This window comes from Streptomyces sp. NPDC055287 (assembly GCF_053646035.1).
Genome location: NZ_JBSHNE010000139.1, coordinates 1 through 1,197 on the forward strand (window position 1 = coordinate 1; position 1,197 = coordinate 1,197).

Consider the following 1,197-nt stretch of genomic DNA (forward strand, 5'->3'; position numbering starts at 1 on the left):
GTCCATTGTAGCACGTGTGTAGCCCAGGTCATAAGGGGCATGATGATTTGACGTCATCCCCACCTTCCTCCGGTTTGTCACCGGCAGTCACCTTAGAGTGCCCAACTGAATGCTGGCAACTAAGATCAAGGGTTGCGCTCGTTGCGGGACTTAACCCAACATCTCACGACACGAGCTGACGACAACCATGCACCACCTGTCACTCTGCCCCCGAAGGGGACGTCCTATCTCTAGGATTGTCAGAGGATGTCAAGACCTGGTAAGGTTCTTCGCGTTGCTTCGAATTAAACCACATGCTCCACCGCTTGTGCGGGCCCCCGTCAATTCCTTTGAGTTTCAGTCTTGCGACCGTACTCCCCAGGCGGAGTGCTTAATGCGTTAGCTGCAGCACTAAGGGGCGGAAACCCCCTAACACTTAGCACTCATCGTTTACGGCGTGGACTACCAGGGTATCTAATCCTGTTCGCTCCCCACGCTTTCGCTCCTCAGCGTCAGTTACAGACCAGAGAGTCGCCTTCGCCACTGGTGTTCCTCCACATCTCTACGCATTTCACCGCTACACGTGGAATTCCACTCTCCTCTTCTGCACTCAAGTTCCCCAGTTTCCAATGACCCTCCCCGGTTGAGCCGGGGGCTTTCACATCAGACTTAAGAAACCGCCTGCGAGCCCTTTACGCCCAATAATTCCGGACAACGCTTGCCACCTACGTATTACCGCGGCTGCTGGCACGTAGTTAGCCGTGGCTTTCTGGTTAGGTACCGTCAAGGTACCGCCCTATTTGAACGGTACTTGTTCTTCCCTAACAACAGAGCTTTACGATCCGAAAACCTTCATCACTCACGCGGCGTTGCTCCGTCAGACTTTCGTCCATTGCGGAAGATTCCCTACTGCTGCCTCCCGTAGGAGTCTGGGCCGTGTCTCAGTCCCAGTGTGGCCGATCACCCTCTCAGGTCGGCTACGCATCGTTGCCTTGGTGAGCCGTTACCTCACCAACTAGCTAATGCGCCGCGGGTCCATCTGTAAGTGGTAGCCGAAGCCACCTTTTATGTTTGAACCATGCGGTTCAAACAACCATCCGGTATTAGCCCCGGTTTCCCGGAGTTATCCCAGTCTTACAGGCAGGTTACCCACGTGTTACTCACCCGTCCGCCGCTAACATCAGGGAGCAAGCTCCCATCTGTCCGCTCGACTTGCAT

1 rRNA gene is annotated in these 1,197 nt (G+C 54.9%); it reads right to left on the bottom strand.

The window, feature by feature from the left end:
- Nucleotides 1–1,197: ribosomal RNA gene (locus ACWIHY_RS40385) — 16S ribosomal RNA — on the bottom strand; the annotation flags it as partial.